The organism is Aureimonas pseudogalii (assembly GCF_014196835.1).
Lineage (GTDB): Bacteria > Pseudomonadota > Alphaproteobacteria > Rhizobiales > Rhizobiaceae > Aureimonas > Aureimonas pseudogalii.
The window spans coordinates 332,906-350,242 of sequence record NZ_JACIEK010000002.1 but is presented as its reverse complement, the minus strand read 5'-3'; the positions used below and the strand labels follow the sequence as shown (position 1 = coordinate 350,242).

The window sequence follows — 17,337 nt, the reverse complement described above, 5'->3', positions numbered from 1 at the left end:
GTGCAAACGGGAACCGGTTTTGCGGAAGGGCCCCCTCCCCGATGCCGGCGTCAGTGCCCGTCGCCGCGCGCGGGGGCGGCGCGCCCCTCACGGAAGAAGAAGGGCCGCAGGCGCACGCCCACCGCATTGCCCGCGAAGGCCGCCACCAGCCAGAGCCAGCCATGCAGCGAGCCGGACGCGATGCCGGAGAAGTAGGCGCCGATGTTGCAGCCATAGGCGATGCGCGCGCCGTAGCCGAGCAGCAGCCCGCCGAGGGCGGCGGCGGCGAGCGAGCGCAGGGGAATGCGCAGGCTCGGCGCGAAGCGGCCGGCGAGCGCGGCGGCGAGCATGGCGCCGGCGATGATGCCGAAATCCATCACCGAGGTGACGTCGGCAAAGACGCTGGACTGGAGCGCCTCGGCATTGGCGGGGGTCTGCCAGTAGGCCCAGGTCTGAGGCGCAAGGCCCAGCGCCTGCGCGCCCTTGGCGCCCCAGAGCGCTAAGGCCGAGGTGATGCCCCAGGGCCGCCCGGCGAGCGCCAGCGTCGCGAAGTTGAGAAGCGCCAGTGCCACGGCGCCCGCCACCAGCGGCCAAGGGCCGCGCGCGAAGCGGGCAAGGCCGCGATGGGCCGGCGCCGCCTCGCGCTCCAGTGCGCCGTGGCGGCGGCGCTCGACGAGCACGGTTGCGGCGGCGATGGCAGCGAAGAGCGCCAGCGACACGGCGATGCCCGCCGTGGGGCCGAGCGTCTCGACGAGCGACACCGGCGGCAGCGAGGGCAGCCCGAGCCACCAGTCGAAATGGCGTGTCGCCACCACCGAGCCGATCACGAAGAAGAGCAGCGTCACCAGCATGCGCGCATTGCCGCCGCCCGCGGTGAAGAGCGTGCCCGAGGCGCAGCCGCCGCCGGTCTGCATGCCCACGCCGAAGAGGAAGGCGCCGACGACGACGCCGGTGGAGAGCGGCGAGACGAGCCCCCGCACGGGCTCGCCGAACAGCGTGCCGGCCGCCAGCACCGGAAAGAAGAGCACGACGGCGAGGGCGAGCATCACCATCTGCGCGCGCAGGCCGCGGCCGCGCCCCTCCAGGATGAAGACGCGCCAGGCCGAGGTGAAGCCGAAGGCGGCGTGGTAGAGCACGAGGCCGAGCGCTCCGCCGAGCACCAGCAGCGCGCCCTGGCGGGGCCCGTAGGCGAGGGTCAGCGCGAGCGCGCCGAGGAGGAGCGCGGCGGCGGCGAGGACGCCGGGACCGCCCGCGCCTGCGGGAAACAGCGATCCGCCGCGCGGGGCGGCGAGCGGGGTGGAGCTCATGGCGGCAACCTTCGATCGGGTGCGGGGTCGGCGGACCTAAGGATCGACGCCGAACGAGATCGTAAGGTAGACGTTTCATCGCGGCGACGCGACGAACCCGCGTTGCGTCGTCGCGCTCGATGCCGGATCGGCTTTGCGCCGGAGACCCGCGTGGTGGAACCGCGATCCGGCCCGGCGTTCAGCCACCGAGCGCCGCGACCTCGGCCGGCGTCAGCGCGCGCACCGCGCCCTTCGCAAGGTCGCCGAGCGCGAGCGGGCCGACGGCGACGCGCACGAGGCGCAGGGTCTCGATCTCGAAGGCGGCGAGGACGCGGCGGATCTGCCGGTTGCGGCCCTCGTCCAGCACCACCTCCAGCCAGGCCGTGCGCTCGCCCGCGCGCAGTATGCGCGCCTGCTTGAGGGCGAGGCGCTCGCCGCGATCCACGATGCCGGCCTCGAACCGCGCGAGAAGCGCGTCGTCCGGCCGGCGGTCGATCTGCACGTGGTAGGTCTTGTCGAGATGGCGGGCGGGATCGGTGAGCCGGTCGGCGAAGGCGGTGTCGTTGGTGAAGAGGAGCAGCCCCTCGCTCGCCTTGTCGAGACGCCCGACCGGCGCGACATGCGGCAGGTCGAGCCCGTCGAGGCACGAGAACACGGTGGGCCGACCCTCCGGGTCGTCGCGCGTCGTCACGAGGCCGCGCGGCTTGTTCAGCATGAGATGGACGGGCGCGCGGGCTCCGATCGGCGCGCCGTCGACGGCGATGGCGGCCTGCGCGGGGTCGGTGCGGTGCTCGGGGTCGCGGACGACGCGCCCGTCCAGCGTGACGCGCCCGGCCCGCACCAGCGCCTCCCCTTGCGCACGCGAGCAATGGCCGAGCTTGGAGAGGACGCGCGCCAAGCCGTGGCCGGGGGCCTTGGACGAGGCGGCGGCTTGGCGCGCCCGAGGGGCCGTCGCCCCGGCGGCCGGGCGCCGAGGATGCGACGGGGGACGGGGCGGATCGCGGGTCATGCGCGTGGCGTGACGCGAAGCGTCCGGTCCGTCAAGCGCCCCGGTCTGTCCAGCTTCGGGTCGGTCAGGCGATGCGTGCCGAAGCGCGACTTCGATCGCGAGAACGCAGGGTCCGGCGAGGCGGCCCGGCATCGCACCGGATCGCCGACACCGGCGAAGCACCCGCCGATGAACCCTCAGGCGAAGTCGACGAAGGCCGAGATGCCCTCGTAGCGATATTGCGGCAGCGTATCGAGGACGGTGATCATCTCCTCCTCGTTGGTCGTGTAGAAATGCGTGCCGGTCTCGGTGTTGTAGAAGCGGTAGAGCGCGTCGAACTCGCCGCCGCCATCGGTGGCCGAGGCCTTGTAGCCGACACCCTCGAAGCGAAACTGCGGCAGCGTGCGCATCACCTCGTCGCGCTCCGCGGCGCTCGCGGTGTAGAAATGGGTCTGCGTGCGCTGATTGTAGAAGCGGTAGACGTCGATCGCGTCCGAATCGTTGCTGTTCACCGTGTCGAAGGCGTTGCCCTCGAAGCGGAACTGCGGCAGCCGCGCCAGCACCTGGTCGCGCTCCGCTGTGGAGTTCGTGTAGAAATGCGTGCGGGTCGTCTCGTTGTAGAAGCGGAAGACGTCCTGCGAGGGGGAGCCGGCGGCCTCGGTATCGGGCGTCGCATCGAAGGGCCGCGCGCCGTAGATCTCCTGGATCGCCGCCCGGTCGATCGAGGCGGGGCCGCGCTGGTCGTTCAACTGGTAGTACATGAGCGAGTTGGGATCGGCGGAATGGTCGAGGCCGATCGCGTGCCCGATCTCGTGCATCGCCACGGCGAAGACGTCGTAGGCGTTGGGTAGCGGGGAGGCGGGAACGACGTTCCACGTTTCGGCCTGGTCGAGATTGACCGAGGCCGAGACGAACTGGTCGAGCGGCGACTTGTCGTAGAAGAGCCAGTTGGCCTGCCCGAGCGTCCCGTTCGGGCCGTCGAACGCGGCGGCGCCGACGTCGATCTGGGCCGCGGCCGACGAGGAGACCTGCTGGAAGTCGATGTTGGCGAAGCTCTCCCAGAGCGCGAAGGCATTCTGCACCGCCGCCATGAAGACGTTGACGGGCGCGCGGCCCGTGGCGGCCAGAGCATCGAAGCTCGCGTCGAACTGCCACGTCACCGTGCCGCCATTCGTGCCCAGGGTCTGGGGGCCCCACTTGGCTCCGTTCGAATTGATGGCCATCGATCACACCCTGCGAGAGAAAACGCGAGGCTAGCAGATCGTCCTTGACCGACCGTGAACTGCCGCGGTCACGTTTTCTTATCGACGGATATCGGACTGGTCGCGGGCTTTAATGCGCGTGCCGGCGCAGCGCCTCCGGCGTCTCGGGGGGCGCGGTGTCGGGGGCGTGGGTGCCGGCGAGGCGCATCCAGGCCTCCAGGCGTGCGGCGAAGACCTCGGGCCGATCACAGAGCAGACGCCCCGCCAAAAACGCGGCGCGGTCGCGCAACTCGCTCTGGTGGCGGTCGAGAAGCGCCAGCACGACGTCGAGATCGGCACGCGCGCCGAAGGACACGGAATCGGCGGCGATCTCGGCCCGCAGCACCGCATAATCGTGATCGCGGCCGAGCGCTTCGGCCACCTCGTCGGCGCTCGCCTCCAGCGGCGCCAGCGCCTCGGGCCAGGCGCGCGAGGCGAGCTTCAGGTGCATGGCCAGATATTTGAGGCGCTTGCGCAGGTCGTGGAAATCCTCGGCCGCACCGGTGCGCAGCGCCTTGGCGAGGTCGCGCCGCGCTCGCCGGTGGTTCTTCGCGAGCGCCCCGGAGAGGATCGCGCGCTGGCGCTTGGCCCCGCCCTTGAGCACGAGGCCGCCGAGCGCCGTGAGCCCGCCGCGCAGGCGCTCCACCGTCTCGCCGACCAACGCCTCCGGATCGCCGATCGCCTCCAGCGCGGCGTCGCGCTTCAGTTCGAGTGCGGTGCGCACCACCTCGAAGGAGGGCGTCTCGACCTCCTCGGCAAAGCGCGCCTTCAACCCGTCGAGCGCCTCGATGAGGGCGGTGCGGTCGCGCGCGCCCGACAATGCCCGGCCGGCGTCGCGGTAGCGATGGATCTCGGCGCGCACCCGCGCGGGGTCGCCGGCCTCGGCGAGGACGAGCAGCCCACGCAGCTTCTTGAAGCGCTTGCGGGCGTCGTGGATCGCCTCGTGCCGGTCGCCGTCGTCCCGCGTCAGCGTCGCGATCGCCTTCTCGACCTGCTCGCGGGCGATGCGCCGGATTTCGGCGTCGAGAGGGGCGCTGAGGTGAAGACGGTAGGCCATGGAACTCCGGGGTCTCTGCCGCCAGACCGCGACGTTCGGCTGCGACGTTCTGATGCATGTATCGCAGCGGGTGGCCTTGTCATCCCGCGATGAGCGGGAAACGCACGGGGGCGTCGCAGCAAAGCCGCATCGCCCTGCCGCCGCGCCGCCCCAGATAGCGAGACACGGGACTCACGGATGGTTGAACAGTATGGACGAGCGGGTGCAGGCGGGCACGCGGGACGGGACGGCGCGGGAGGCGGACGGGCGACTGGCCGCCTTTCTGCAGGCCGTGGGCGCGCCGACCGGTGACCTGCGCGGACGCGACCTGACGGCGGGCGCGCTGCGCGGGACGACCGGCGAGCGCGACGCAGCCGACACTTGGTGGAACGGGGAGCGCCAGGGGCTCGACCTCTCGCGTCTCGATCTCGCCGGCCTGACGCTCGATCGGGCCGACCTGTCGGGCGCCGATCTCGGCGCGGTGCGTTTTGCGGGCGGGCGCGCCCGATCCGTGCGCATCGAGGGGGCCGTGGTCGAGGCCGCCGACTTCGCGGCGGCCGATCTCTCGGGCGCCTCGTTTCGCCGCGCGGTGGCGGGCCAGGCGTCGTTGCGCGAGGCGATGCTCGAGGATGCCGTGTTCGACGGCGCGACGATGCGCTTCGCCGATCTCGGCAAGGCGCTGCTCGACGGCGCCTCGTTCGATGGCACCGACCTTTGGGGCGCGAGCTTCGTGGGGGCCGACGCCGACGGCACGCTGTTTCTCGGCGCGCGCCTCGAAGAAGCCGACCTTCGCGACGTCAACCTCACCCATGCCGACTTCACGGGCGCCAGCCTGAAGCTCGCCAAGCTCGCCGGTTCGCGGCTGCGCGGGGCGAACTTCTCGAACGCCCGCCTCGACGGCGCCGATCTCTCCGGCGCCGACCTCTCGGGCACCACGCTGACCCGGCTCAACCTCTCGACCTGCAACCTCCGGCACGCGCGCTTCGCCGGCGCCTGGATCGAAGGCAGCCGGATGCGGATGGAGCAGATCGGCGGCGCCGTGGGCGAGGAGGTCGCGGGCGAGTTCGAGGCGGCGCAGGCGAGCTATCTGGCGCTTGAGGCCAACTTCACCTCGATCGGCGCCAAGGACGAGGCAAGCTGGGCCTACAAGAGCGGCCGCCGCATGGGCCGCTCCGCCGCCGGCGCCAAGGCGAAGGCCGCGTTGCGCGAGCGCCGGACCCGCACGTTTCTCGCGGCCTTCTACCGCTGGAGCGCCGACCGCTTCGTGGAATGGCTCTGCGACTACGGCGAGAGCATGTCGCGGATCACCCGCGCCTTCGCGATCCTCATCCTGGTCTTCGCGGTGCTCTTCGGCCTCGCGGCGGGACTCGTGCCGGCGGGGGCGACGGCGGGCACGCGCAACGTCCTCGATCTCGTGAGCTACAGCGCGCTCAACATGATGACCGCCAATCCGCCGGAAATCGGCCTCGATCCGGTCGGCCGCTTCACCAACTTCCTCGTCGGCCTGCAGGGGGCGGTCGGCATCATCCTGATGGGCCTCTTCGGCTACGTCCTCGGCAACCGCATCCGCCGGTAGTCGCGTCGCACGATCGCGAGCGGAGCGCCCCACCCGCAACGAAAAGGGGCGGACCTCGCGGTCCGCCCCTCCCCTCATACCCCGACGATGCGCCCGATCAAGCGGCGTCGTCCTGGCTCTTCTTGATCTCTTCGCCGGTCGCCTGATCGACGACCTTCATCGACAAGCGCACCTTGCCGCGCTCGTCGAAGCCCATCAGCTTGACCCAGACCTTCTGGCCTTCCTTCACGATGTCCTTCGTGTTGGCGACGCGGTCGCCGGCCAGCTGCGAGATGTGGACGAGGCCGTCGCGCGAACCGAAGAAGTTCACGAAGGCGCCGAACTCGACGCACTTCACCACGGTGCCCTCGTAGATCTCGCCGACTTCCGGCTCGGCCACGATGGAGTGGATCCACTTCTTGGCCGCCTCGATCTCCTTGCCCGAGGAAGAGGCGATCTTCACCGTGCCGTCGTCCTCGATGTTGATCTTGGCGCCGGTCTTCTCGACGATCTCGCGGATGATCTTGCCGCCCGAGCCGATCACGTCGCGGATCTTGTCGGTGGGGATCTGCATGACCTCGATGCGCGGCGCGAACTCGCCGAGCTCGGCCCGGTTGGTCGAGAGGGCCTTCGCCATCTCGTTCAGGATGGTCAGGCGACCGCCCTTGGCCTGCTCGAGGGCGACCTTCATGATCTCCTCGGTGATGCCCTGGATCTTGATGTCCATCTGCAGCGAGGTGATGCCGGCTTCCGTGCCCGCGACCTTGAAGTCCATGTCGCCGAGGTGATCCTCGTCGCCGAGGATGTCCGAGAGCACCGCGTAGCGCTCACCCTCGAGGATGAGGCCCATGGCGATGCCGGCCACCGGCTTGCCGAGCGGCACGCCGGCATCCATCAGCGCCAGCGAGGTGCCGCAGACGGTGGCCATCGAGGAGGAGCCGTTGGACTCGGTCACCTCGGAGACGGCGCGGATCGTGTAGGGGAAGGCTTCCTTGGCCGGCAGCATCGGGCGGATGGCGCGCCAGGCGAGCTTGCCATGGCCGATCTCGCGGCGGCCGGGCGAACCCATGCGGCCGGTCTCGCCGACCGAGTAGGGAGGGAAGTTGTAGTGAAGGAGGAACGTCTCCTTGTAGGTGCCGGTCAGGCTGTCGACATACTGCTCGTCCTCGCCGGTGCCGAGCGTCGCGACGACCAGCGCCTGCGTCTCGCCGCGGGTGAACAGCGCCGAGCCGTGGGTGCGCGGCAGGATGCCGGCTTCCGCCACGATCGGGCGAACGGTGGAGAGGTCGCGCCCGTCGATGCGGCTCTTGGTGTCGAGGATGTTCCAGCGCACGATCTTGGCCTGGAGATCCTTGAACACGGCGCCGACGACTTCCTTGGGCGCCTTCGGGTCTGCACCCTCGGGCAGGAAGTGGGCCATGACCTTGGCCTTCACCGCGTCGACGGCCGTGTAGCGGGCCATCTTGTCGGTGTTCTTGTAGGCGGCGCGCAGTTCGCCCTCGGCGATCAGCAGCATCTCGGCTTCGAGCGCCGAATTGTCGGCCGGATTGTGCTCGCGCGGCTCCTTGGCGGCGTGCTCGGCGAGCTGGATGATCGCGTCGATCACCGGCTGGAAGCCCTTGTGGCCGAACATCACGGCGCCGAGCATCGTGGCTTCGTCGAGCTCGTGAGCCTCCGACTCCACCATCAGCACGGCGTCCTGCGTGCCGGCGACCACGAGGTCGAGCTTCGACTCGGCCATCTCGTCGACATGCGGGTTGAGCTTGTAGGCGCCGTCGATCCAGCCGACGCGCGCGCCGCCGATCGGGCCCATGAAGGGCACGCCCGAAAGCGTCAGCGCGGCCGAGGTCGCGACCATCGCCAGCACGTCCGGATCGTTCTCGAGATCATGCTGCAGGACGGTGACGACGACCTGCGTGTCGTTCTTGTAGCCGGCCGCGAAGAGCGGGCGGATGGGGCGGTCGATGAGGCGGGAGACGAGCGTCTCCTTCTCGGACGGGCGTCCCTCGCGCTTGAAGTAGCCGCCGGGAATCTTGCCGGCCGCGAAGGCCTTTTCCTGGTAGTTCACGGTGAGCGGGAAGAAGTCGAAGCCGACCTTCGGCTGCTTCTGCGACACGACGGTGGCGAGCACGGTCGTCTCGCCGTAGGTGGCGAGCACGGCGCCGTCGGCCTGGCGGGCGATCTTGCCGGTCTCGAGGGTCAGCGTGCGGCCGGCCCATTCGATCTCGACCTTGTGGGTATGGAACATGAGAATGCCTCTCGTGCGGGCCGATCCCCCGCGACGCGGGGCGGCCATTGGCGTTGAAACGCGCACGGGCAAGACAGCGGGAGGCTTCCAGGAGGGCGGGCGAGGGCCGCGCTCGGCACGATGCGGTCCGGGGCCGTCGGCCCTTCGGATCATGCCGGGAAGCATCCGGCAATCCTGCCCCGCGAGCGTTCGGCTCTTCGGCGTTCGGATGGGCGACGCGGATGAAACGGTCGCGCGCCCCGCCGGGGCAGTCGCCGCGGCCCGGTGGGCCGGCGGCTGCATGAGGGGTGCGGCGCCCCGGCTCGAAGCCGAGAGGCGCCGCACCCGAAACGACTTAGCGGCGCAGGCCGAGGCGTGCGACGAGGCCGGTGTAGCGCTGCTCTTCCTTGCGCTTCAGGTAGTCGAGAAGGGAGCGACGGGTCGCCACCATGCGCAGCAGACCGCGGCGCGAGTGGTTGTCCTTCTTGTGCGACTTGAAGTGGTCGGTGAGATTGTTGATGCGCTCGGAGAGAAGCGCGACCTGCACTTCAGGCGAACCGCTGTCGCCCTCGACGGTCGCGAATTCCTTGATGAGCTCGGCCTTGCGCTCTGGCGTGATCGACATCGTGGTCCCTTTCGCTGGGTTTGTTCTTGGGGTCGCCCGTGGCAAGGATGTCGTCCAGCCAAGGCCATGAAAACGCATCGGGGCGCCCGCGGGGCGCCGATCCGTGGCGCTCCTATAGCCCATCGCACCGGTGATGACCAGTGCGAGCCGAATTCAGCCCCGACCGCCGAAGACGCGCTTGGGATGGAACGAGCCCTGGTCGATCGAGCCGATGGCGACGAGACGGCCATGGCCCGTGGCGTAGGCCTCGTCGCAGAAGGCCGGCGCGTCGCGCCCGCGCAGCAGCACCGGATTGCCCGAAAGCACCCGGCCCGTCTGCTCCTCCGACAGCGGCACCTCGTAGAGATCGCTGAGCGCGGTGGCGGCGTCGAGCACGAACTCGTCGAGCGCCTCGAAGCGCACGACGCGCGGCTTCGAGCCCGCCTCGATCGCCTCGGCGTCGAGCTCTTCGAGCCCCTCGTCGGCGGCGTCCATCAGTTCCTCGATCGTCACCATGTCGTCTTCGCCGAAGCCGCCGACGGAGGTGCGGCGCAGCTCCGTGATATGGCCGAAGCAGCCGAGGTCGCGCCCGAGGTCGCGGGCGATGGCACGCACATAGGTGCCCTTGCCGCACTCGGCGGAGAAGACGGTGGTGGAGTCGTCGGGCATCGCGGTGATCGCAAGGTCGTGCACCGAGACGGTGCGCGCCGCGATCTCGACGCTCTCGCCGGCGCGCGCCAGATCATAGGCGCGCTCGCCCTCGATCTTGATCGCCGAGAAGTTCGGCGGCACCTGGGAGATGTCGCCGGTGTAGTTCGGCAGGAGCGCCTCGATCGCCTCGCGCGAGGGGCGTAGGTCCGAGGCGTTGGTCACCGGACCCTCCGCGTCGTCGGTGGTGGTCTCGGCGCCCCAGCGCACGGTGAAGAGATAGGTCTTGCGGCCGTCCATCACGAAGGGCACCGTCTTGGTGGCGTCGCCGAGCGCGATCGGCAGCATGCCCGAGGCCAGCGGGTCGAGCGTACCGGCATGGCCGGCCTTCTGCGCGAAGTAGAGCCACTTGATCTTGGCCACCGCCTCGGTCGAGCCCATGCCGAAGGGCTTGTCGAAGATCACCCAGCCGGAGACCGGCCGCCCCTTCGGCTTCTTGCCGCGTCGTGCCATCAGCGTTCACCCTCGCTTGCGTCGCCGTCGTCTCCGCCCTCGCCCTCGAGATCGCGCGACACCGCCGGCGAGCGCAGCAGCGCGTCGATCCGGGCGTAGTTGTCGAAGCTCTCGTCCTCGAGGAAGCGGATGTCCGGCATGTATTTCATGTGGCGAAGGGCGGGCGCGAGCCGGCCCCTCAGGAATTTCGCGTGCGCGTTCAGCGCATCGACGAAAGGCTTCATCTCGCTCTGGCCGAGCACGGTGACATAGGCCGTCGCGAGCTTCAGGTCGTTGGCCATGCGCACCTCGGTGACGGTGATCACCGCCTTTTCGAGGAGGTCGTCGCGCAGCTCGCCCCGCGCCAGGATCTCCGTCAGCGCGTGGCGCACCTTCTCGCCCACCGAAAGCTGGCGCTGCGATGGGCCCTTGGGCGCCTTGCGGGTCTTGACCATGGCGGATGCAGTCCTTTGGATGAACGGGGCGCTGGCGGTTCGAAACGCGTCCGACCCTCCGCCGTCGAGCGGATCGGCCGGCGCTCGACGCCTCTTCCATCAGGCGAAGACGGCGAGGGCGAGGGCGAGGCATTCCCGGCGATGGCGCCGTCGCCGGAGCGCGCTTCGCTTGGGCCCTGACGGCTCGGGAAGAGCCGACGCAAGAACGAAGCCCGGCGTCGCCGCCGGGCCTGGGCTTTCGATCGGGGGATCCGGCCGGCCCGAAGGCCGGCCTCGTCGGGATCAGAGCGTGCGAGCCACGTGCTCGACGCGGAAGCACTCGATGACGTCGCCGACGCGCATGTCCTCGTAGCGCTCGAAGGCCATGCCGCACTCTTGGCCGCCCGGCACTTCCGACACTTCGTCCTTGAAGCGCTTGAGCGTCGAGAGCTTGCCCTCGTGGATGACGACGCCGTCGCGGATGAGGCGCACCCCGGCCCCGCGTTCGACCTTGCCTTCGGTGACGCGACAACCCGCGACCTTGCCGACCTTCGTGATCTGGAAGACCTCGAGGATCTGCGCATTGCCGAGGAAGGTCTCGCGACGCTCCGGCGACAGGAGGCCCGACATCGCCTGCTTCACGTCGTCCACGAGGTCGTAGATGATCGAGTAGTAGCGGATCTCGACGCCCTCGCGCTCGGCGGCCTGACGGGCCTGCGCGTTGGCGCGCACGTTGAAGCCGATGATCGCGGCGTTCGACGTGGCAGCGAGCTGCACGTCCGATTCGGTGATGGCGCCGGCGCCCGAATGGACGATGCGGGCCTGCACCTCGTCGGTGCCGAGCTTGTCGAGCGCGCCCTGAATCGCCTCGACCGAACCCTGCACGTCACCCTTGATGACGAGCGGGAAGGTCTTGAGGCCCGAATCCTGCAGCTGGCTCATCATCTGCTCGAGCGAGCCGCGCTGGCCGGCGGATTTGGCCACCGCCTTGTCGCGCGTCAGACGCTGACGATACTCGGTGATCTCTCGCGCCTGCGCCTCGTCCTTCACCACCGCGAAACGGTCGCCCGCCAGCGGCGTGCCGGACATGCCGAGGATCTCGACCGGGGTCGAGGGTCCGGCGGCCTTCAGCTGCTTGCCCTTGTCGTCGACGAGCGCGCGCACGCGGCCCCACTGGTCGCCGGCCACCACGATGTCGCCGATCCGCAGCGTACCGGACTGGACGAGGGTCGTCGCCACCGGACCGCGACCGCGGTCGAGCTGCGCCTCGATGACGACGCCCTCGGCCGTGCGGTCGGGATCGGAGCGCAGGTCGAGAAGCTCGGCCTGCAGGATGATCGCCTCGAGCAGCTTGTCGAGATTGGTGCCGTTCTTGGCGGAAACCTCGACGTCGAGAACCTCGCCTCCCATCGTCTCGACGAACACCTCGTGCTGGAGGAGCGCGGAGCGCACCTTCTGCGGGTCGGCGCCCGGCTTGTCGATCTTGTTGATCGCCACGATGATCGGCACACCGGCCGCCTTCGCATGGGCGATCGACTCGATCGTCTGCGGCATGACGCTGTCGTCCGCTGCCACCACCAGGATGGCGATGTCGGTGGCCTGCGCGCCGCGGGCACGCATCGCCGTGAAGGCGGCGTGGCCGGGCGTATCGATGAACGAGATCTTCTGCCCGTTCTGCTCGACCTGGTAGGCGCCGATATGCTGCGTGATGCCGCCGGCCTCGCCGGAGACGACGTTGGTCTTGCGGATCGCGTCGAGCAGCGAGGTCTTGCCGTGATCGACATGGCCCATGATCGTGACGACCGGGGGACGCGACACCGCGTTCTCCGGGTTGTCGGCGACGTTGAACAGGCCCGTCTCGACGTCGGACTCGGCGACGCGCTGCACGGTGTGGCCGAATTCGGAGGCGATGAGTTCGGCGAGATCGGCGTCGATGACGTCGCCCGGCTTCATCATCTGGCCCTGCGCCATCAGGAACTTGATGACGTCGACGGCCCGCTCCGACATGCGGTTCGCGAGCTCCTGGATCGTGATGGTCTCGGGGAGGATCACTTCGCGGACAATCTTCTCACGCTGCTGGTTCTGCTGGGAGCGCTTGAACTTCTCCTGGCGACGACGCATCGACGACAGGGAGCGGCCCCGCGCATCCTCGTCCGAAAGGGCCCGGCCGACATCGACGCGGCCGGCGGCGCCGCGACGATCGTCGGGCGTGCGGGCGCGGGTCGGCTTGGCGGCATCGGCCGTCGGGCCGCGAGCGGGACCACGGCCGGCACCGGGACGGCGACGGTCGTCGTCCTCGTCGGCGCGGGTCTTCTTGGTGAGGTCGGTGCGGCCGGCCGGACGCAGACCCAGACCGTCGTCCACCGGCGGCGGACCGGGAATGACGTTGATGTTGGCGCCGGCGCTGCCGGGGCGCGCCTGCGGCCGGTTGGCGGCGCGGCGCTGCGCATCCTCCTCGGCCTTCTTGCGGGCGGCGTTCTCGAGCTCGAGACGCGCGGCCTCCTCGGCCTGACGGCGCTCGGATTCCTCACGCTCGGTGCGACGACGCTCGTCCTCGGCGACGCGGCGCGCCTCCTCGATCTGGAACAGGCGGCGATCCTCGACCTCGCGCTGCTTGGCGAGTTCGAGCGCACGACGACGCGCATCCATCTCCTTCGACGAGAGATCGGACAGCACGGCACCGCGCGGCTGGCGTGCGCCGGGCGCGGCGTTGGCGGGCGGCGCCGGGCGACGATCGTCACGCCCCGTGGGCTGGCCGGGACGACCCGGCTGACCCGGGCGGTTCGCGCCGTAATTGTTGTTCGGGCCCGAACGGCTCTGGCTGAAACCGGACGGGATCGCGGGACGCGTCGGCTGACCCGGACGACCGGCACCGGCAGGCGCCGAGCCGGCCGGACGCGCGGAACCACCGGCGGGGCGAGCGGGCGCGGTCGGCTGCGGCCGGGCCGGCGCTGCGGCCGTCGTCTGAGCGGCGGGAGCCGGGGCGGCCACGGCGGCCGCGGGTTTGTCGGTGGCGGAAGACGTCAGAGATTCAGCTTTCGGGGCGGGTTCGGAGGGGGCGGGAGCGGGAGCGGCGGAAGCCTCGGCCTTCGGGGCTTCGACGGGAGCCGCTTCAGCAACAGGAGCCGGCGCCTCGACCTTCGCGGCCACAGGCTCGGGAGCGGCAGACGCAACTGGTTCAGCGGGAGCAAGCGTCGCTGGCACCGAAGGCGCGGTGGCCTCTGCCGCAGCTGCCGCTTCGGGCTGAGGCGCCTGCACCTCGGCCGCGGGCACGGCCGCGGGAGGCGCGGGAACGCGATCCGGCACCACCGGCGCCTGCGGGTTCTGGGCGGCATGAGCCAGCGCCGCGGCCTGTGCGGGCGTCAGCGTCGGGCGCACGGGCGCTGCCGCGGCCGGTGCCGCCGCCACGGGGGCGGCTGCCGGCGCTGCGACAGGTGCCGCCGCCTTCGCCGCGTCCTCGGGGCGCGTGAACTTGCGCTTCTTGGTCTCGACGACGACCTGGTTCGTGCGACCGTGAGAGAAGTTCTGGCGCACCGTCGACTGTGCGGCGCCGCCTGGCTTGATGCTCAGGGTCTTCTTGGGGGTGACGCTCAGCGTCTTGTCGTCCCCTGATTTTGTATCGCTCATTACCGCTTCCGCTTCCTGCGCGGGATCCAATCCTCGCGCCCTTATCCGTGCCTAGAGCATTTCGCAACCGTGCTCTGCTGTTGATCGGGTTCGTCGTGTCATGGCGGCGCCCCCGCGGGGGTCCGTTCTTCGTCTGCGTCGGGACCTTCGCCCCGATAGGTCCGCAGGGCCTCGAAGCGCTGCAGAAGAGCCGAACCCGCGTCACCGGACAGGACGGCCGCATGTATCACATTCTCGGTGCCGAAGGCCAAACCCAATTCCACCGAGTCCAGAAGTCGATAGGTGGCGGTCGGGCGAGCCCGGCCGGATTGTTCGCCGGCATGGCGTGCCCCGTCGAGCTTGCGCACGCCGTCCGGCGCCGCGTCGCTCGCATGGATCGACGCGACGGCCTTTCCGGTGCGCAGCGCCGCGTCCACCTTGGCGGCGCCCGTGACGATCTGCCCGGCCTTTCGGGCCATCGCCAAGGCTCCGGTGATGGAACGCACGAGAAGCGCGTCGAGATCCACCGCCAGCGTCTCGGTGCCCGAAACGTCGCGCTTCAGCGCCCGGCCCAGAAGCCGACGCTTCACCGCGAGCTCCACGGCGTCGCGGCGCGCCTCGACATGGGCGCCGCGCCCCGGCAGCCGACGCTTGAGGTCGGGCACCACCCGGCCCGCGGGGTCGGCGACGAAGCGCACGAGACGCTCGGCGGCAAGCGGGCGGCGCGAGACGATGCACATGCGTCCGTTCATCACCAGTTCCTCCCATTCCCTGTCGTCGTCGCCATCGGCCATCGTCATTCGCGTCTCGAATTTCCGTTCGTCGTCGGCGGAGCCTGAAATCAGGCCTCCACCGTCTCGTCGATCTCGTCTTCGCCGAGGTCCGCCTCGGGCTCTTCGGCCTCGACCCAGCCCGCCATCACGCGGGCCTGCATCACCATCGCCTCGGCATCGACGCGGCTCACCTCGAAGGCCGAGAGCGCACCGGTGAAGCGCTTGGTCTCGCCGTCCTTGCGCTCGCTCCAGCCGACGAGATCGTCGGCGGCGCATCCCGCGAAGTCCTCGATTGTCTTCACGCCGTCTTCGCCGAGCGCCACGAGCATGGGCGTCGTGAGGCCGTCGATCTGGCGCAGCTCGTCTGCGACGCCCAGCGCCTTGCGCTTGTCGTCCTGCTCGGCCTCGCGCCGGTCGAGGAACTCCTTCGCCCGGTTCTGGATCTCGCCGGCCGTGTCCTCGTCGAAGCCCTCGATCGCGGCGATTTCGGTCGGCTCGACATAGGCCACCTCCTCGACGCTGGTGAAGCCTTCGGAGGCGAGGAGCTGGGCGACCATCTCGTCGACGTTGAGCGAGTCCATGAAGAGGCTCGACCGCTCGCTGAATTCCTTCTGGCGGCGCTCGGATTCTTCCTGCTCGGTGAGGATGTCGATGTCCCAGCCCGTCAGCTGCGAAGCGAGGCGCACGTTCTGGCCGCGACGCCCGATCGCCAGACTTAGCTGGTCATCCGGCACCACGACTTCAATGCGCTCGGCGTCCTCGTCGAGCACGACCTTGGCGACTTCCGCCGGCTGCAGCGCGTTGACGAGGAAGGAGGCGGCGTCCGGCGACCAGGGGATGATGTCGATCTTCTCGCCCTGCAACTCGGCCACCACGGCCTGAACGCGCGAGCCGCGCATGCCGACGCAGGCGCCGACGGGGTCCACGGAGGAATCGCGCGAGATCACGGCGATCTTGGCGCGCGAGCCGGGATCGCGGGCCACCGACTTGATCTCGATGATGCCGTCGTAGATCTCGGGCACTTCCATGGTGAAGAGCTTGGCCATGAACTGGGGGTGCGTGCGCGACAGGAAGATCTGCGGCCCGCGCTGCTCGCGGCGCACGTCGTAGACGAAGGCGCGCACCCGGTCGCCGTAGCGGAACAGCTCGCGCGGGATCTGCTCGTCGCGCCGGATGATGCCCTCGCCCTTGCCGAGATCGACGATGACGTTGCCGTATTCGACGCGCTTCACCGTGCCGTTGACGATCTCGCCGACGCGGTTGACGAACTCGTCGTACTGCTTGTCGCGCTCGGCCTCGCGCACCTTCTGCACGATGACCTGCTTGGCCGACTGGGCGGCGATGCGGCCGAACTCCATCGGCGGAAGCTGCTCGGCGATGAAGTCGCCCGGCTCGGCATCGGGGTTCTTGTCACGCGCCAGCTCGAGATAGATCTGCGTGTTGGGATCTTCGACGACGTCCACCACCTCGAGAAGCCGCTGCAGCTTCATCTCCCCGGTCTTCTGGTTGATGTCGACGCGGATGTTGGTGTCCTGCCCGTAGCGCGAGCGGGCGGCCTTCTGGATCGCGTCGGCCATCGCCTCGATCACGATCTCGCGGTCGATCGACTTCTCGCGAGCGACGGCGTCCGCGATCTGCAGAAGCTCGAGCCTGTTCGCACTGACTGCCATCTGTCTCTCTCCTCGCCCGGCGCCGCCCCGCTGGACTTCGTCGGTTTCGATTGGCCGGACCCGCGATGTGGGTCTCGCTTGCGTGGGACACGTTCGCAACGGACGACCCCCTCGGGCGTTCCGCCGGACCGCGCAGGTTTTAAGGGTTCGCCGCCTCGGCCGCGTCTTCGGCTTCGGCCTCGTCGTCGATCGGCAGGCCGCGCGCCTTGCGGGCCGCCTTGTCGGCGGTGAGCGAGGCGCGGATCAGCTCGTCGGTGAGGATGAGGCGGGCTTCGGCGACCGCGTCGAGCGGGATCTCCACCACCGCCTCCTCGCCGGCCGCCGCGGCGTCGCGCTCGAAGCGCAGCGTCTCGCCCTCCACCGCCAGGACCTGGCCGCGGAAGCGCTTGCGCCCGGCGAGCAGCCGGTTGGTCTCCATCTTCAGGAGATGGCCCGTCCAGGCCTCGAAGTCCCCGCGCCGCACGAGCGGGCGGTCGATGCCAGGCGAGGAGACCTCCAGATGATAGGCGCGCTCCATCGGGTCGTCGACGTCGAGCACCGGCGACACCGCGCGGCTCACCGCCTCGCAGTCCTCGACGCTCATCATTCCGTCGGGGCGCTCGGCCATGATCTGCAGGGTGGTGCCGTTCATCGCCGAGACGCGCACGCGCACCAGCCGATAGCCGATCTGCTCGATCGCGGGCTCCACGATGGCGGCGACGCGCGCCTCCAGTCCCTGTTCGATGATGATGCGCTGGTCCGTCACGTCCACTCCGGTTCAAGGGGTCCGGCGGCGGGATCGAGCCCGACGCCTCGCGT

At 69.9% G+C, this 17,337-nt stretch carries 13 protein-coding genes and 1 pseudogene; 1 reads left to right on the top strand and 13 read right to left on the bottom strand.

Annotation, left to right across the window (positions count from 1 at the left end):
• Positions 1-50 precede the first annotated feature (50 nt).
• The 4 genes from GGR04_RS08165 to GGR04_RS08150 form a co-directional block, all read right to left on the bottom strand.
• Positions 51-1,286 carry a YeeE/YedE family protein gene (locus GGR04_RS08165; protein ID WP_183199343.1) on the bottom strand — a complete coding sequence of 412 codons (1,236 nt, stop codon included), beginning with the start codon at positions 1,284-1,286 and terminating at the stop codon, positions 51-53.
• A 178-nt stretch (positions 1,287-1,464) separates the two neighbouring features.
• Positions 1,465-2,274, bottom strand: coding sequence for a pseudouridine synthase (locus GGR04_RS08160; protein WP_183199342.1), 810 nt, complete (start codon positions 2,272-2,274; stop codon positions 1,465-1,467).
• 176 nt (positions 2,275-2,450) lie between these two features.
• Positions 2,451-3,476, bottom strand: a complete 1,026-nt coding sequence (locus GGR04_RS08155; protein WP_183199341.1) for a matrixin family metalloprotease — start codon at positions 3,474-3,476, stop codon at positions 2,451-2,453.
• 109 nt (positions 3,477-3,585) lie between these two features.
• On the bottom strand, positions 3,586-4,551 hold the full coding sequence (locus tag GGR04_RS08150) for a CHAD domain-containing protein (protein WP_183199340.1): 966 nt from the start codon (positions 4,549-4,551) through the stop codon (positions 3,586-3,588).
• A gap of 190 nt (positions 4,552-4,741) precedes the next feature.
• On the opposite strand from GGR04_RS08150, the gene GGR04_RS08145 reads away from it, so the two are divergent.
• A complete protein-coding gene (locus GGR04_RS08145; protein ID WP_183199410.1) occupies positions 4,742-6,106 on the top strand; it encodes a pentapeptide repeat-containing protein in 1,365 nt (454 codons plus the stop codon).
• Positions 6,107-6,203: 97 nt separating this feature from the next.
• On the opposite strand, the gene pnp is transcribed toward GGR04_RS08145, so the two are convergent.
• The 9 genes and pseudogenes from pnp to rimP form a co-directional block, all read right to left on the bottom strand.
• Entirely contained in the window at positions 6,204-8,333 is a 2,130-nt protein-coding gene (pnp, locus tag GGR04_RS08140) for a polyribonucleotide nucleotidyltransferase (protein ID WP_183199339.1), read from the bottom strand.
• Positions 8,334-8,667: 334 nt separating this feature from the next.
• Positions 8,668-8,937: a 30S ribosomal protein S15 gene (gene rpsO / locus GGR04_RS08135; RefSeq protein ID WP_183199338.1), complete on the bottom strand. Its 270-nt coding sequence runs from the start codon at positions 8,935-8,937 to the stop codon at positions 8,668-8,670.
• 153 nt (positions 8,938-9,090) lie between these two features.
• Positions 9,091-10,077 (bottom strand): tRNA pseudouridine(55) synthase TruB, encoded by a 987-nt coding sequence (truB, locus tag GGR04_RS08130; protein WP_183199337.1) that lies wholly within the window; start codon positions 10,075-10,077, stop codon positions 9,091-9,093.
• Positions 10,077-10,511: a 30S ribosome-binding factor RbfA gene (gene rbfA / locus GGR04_RS08125; RefSeq protein WP_183199336.1), complete on the bottom strand. Its 435-nt coding sequence runs from the start codon at positions 10,509-10,511 to the stop codon at positions 10,077-10,079. Before rbfA ends, truB begins: the two co-directional genes overlap by 1 nt.
• Before the next feature lie 282 nt (positions 10,512-10,793).
• Positions 10,794-13,640 (bottom strand): translation initiation factor IF-2, encoded by a 2,847-nt coding sequence (gene infB, locus GGR04_RS08120; RefSeq protein WP_376769841.1) that lies wholly within the window; start codon positions 13,638-13,640, stop codon positions 10,794-10,796.
• Positions 13,641-13,973: 333 nt separating this feature from the next.
• A pseudogene (locus tag GGR04_RS24410) lies at positions 13,974-14,117 on the bottom strand (translation initiation factor IF-2 associated domain-containing protein); the annotation flags it as partial.
• Positions 14,118-14,215: 98 nt separating this feature from the next.
• Positions 14,216-14,896, bottom strand: a complete 681-nt coding sequence (locus tag GGR04_RS08115; RefSeq protein ID WP_246392947.1) for an RNA-binding protein — start codon at positions 14,894-14,896, stop codon at positions 14,216-14,218.
• Between the two features lie 41 nt (positions 14,897-14,937).
• Positions 14,938-16,539 carry a transcription termination factor NusA gene (nusA, locus tag GGR04_RS08110; protein ID WP_183199334.1) on the bottom strand — a complete coding sequence of 534 codons (1,602 nt, stop codon included), beginning with the start codon at positions 16,537-16,539 and terminating at the stop codon, positions 14,938-14,940.
• A gap of 139 nt (positions 16,540-16,678) precedes the next feature.
• Positions 16,679-17,284 (bottom strand): ribosome maturation factor RimP, encoded by a 606-nt coding sequence (gene rimP, locus GGR04_RS08105; RefSeq protein ID WP_183199333.1) that lies wholly within the window; start codon positions 17,282-17,284, stop codon positions 16,679-16,681.
• Between the last annotated feature and the right edge of the window lie 53 nt (positions 17,285-17,337).